This window comes from Xenorhabdus bharatensis (assembly GCF_037996705.1).
GTDB lineage: Bacteria > Pseudomonadota > Gammaproteobacteria > Enterobacterales > Enterobacteriaceae > Xenorhabdus > Xenorhabdus bharatensis.
The window spans coordinates 1-901 of the sequence record NZ_JBBMXG010000058.1 but is presented as its reverse complement, the minus strand read 5'-3'; the positions used below and the strand labels follow the sequence as shown (position 1 = coordinate 901).

Here is a 901-nt window from a genome sequence, read left to right as displayed (position 1 = left end):
CAGGAGCAAAGTTTTGGTGAAAGCCTAAAACTACTCCGGGGAGGAACAGGCCATGGACAAGTTAGTTGAAATTTTCTGCGATGTCGACGACTTTTGTCGTCTTTTCATCCCCCAGTGGGCGCAGTTTTGTCTCGATAACGGATACCGCCTGCGCCGCAGACAAGGCCGCATGTATCCCAGTGAAATCATGACAATTTTAATCCTCTTTCAGCGGTCGCATTACCGTGATTTTAAAAACTTTTATTTGGAGCATATCTGGCAATACCATCACCGCGACTTCCCCTCCTTGCTCAGTTATACCCGTTTTATCAGTGTTGCTCCGTCCGTTTTGGTCCCCTTATCCAGTTATCTGACTCAATTAAAAGGAAAACCAACAGGCATTGCTTTTATCGACTCCACGAGTTTGCGCGTTTGCCATAACATCCGTATTCCTCGTCATAAGGTCTTTCAGGGCATCGCGCAACGCGGAAAAACCTCAATGGGATGGTTCTATGGGTTCAAATTACACCTGATTGTTAACCATCTGGGCGAAATTTTAGCGCTTAAAGTGACCCCGGGTAATGTGGATGATAGGGAACCTGTTCGCGAATTATCAAAAGCTCTCACGGGTTCTCTTTACGGCGACAAAGGATATCTGAGTCAGGAATTGGCGGATGATTTAGCTAAAACGGATATCACCTTTATCACGAAAAAGCGCCGCAACATGAAAACGCTTGCACTGGCTGAGTGGGATAATATTATGCTTAAAAAGCGTTTTATCATTGAAACGATTAATGGACAATTAAAAAACGACTCTCAATTAGAACATTCTCGTCACCGAAGTATAACCGGTTTTTTGTTAACGATTTTAACGGGATTGGTTGCTTACTGCCTTAAAGAGAAAAAGCCATCACTGAAAATT

General features: G+C 43.6%; 1 protein-coding gene. It reads left to right on the top strand.

Translation table 11 applies throughout. The annotated features are described in order from the left end of the window. Positions 1-52: 52 nt before the first annotated feature. Positions 53-901: IS982 family transposase (locus AAC855_RS21190; protein WP_340612111.1), on the top strand; the 849-nt coding region annotated here is incomplete at its 3' end.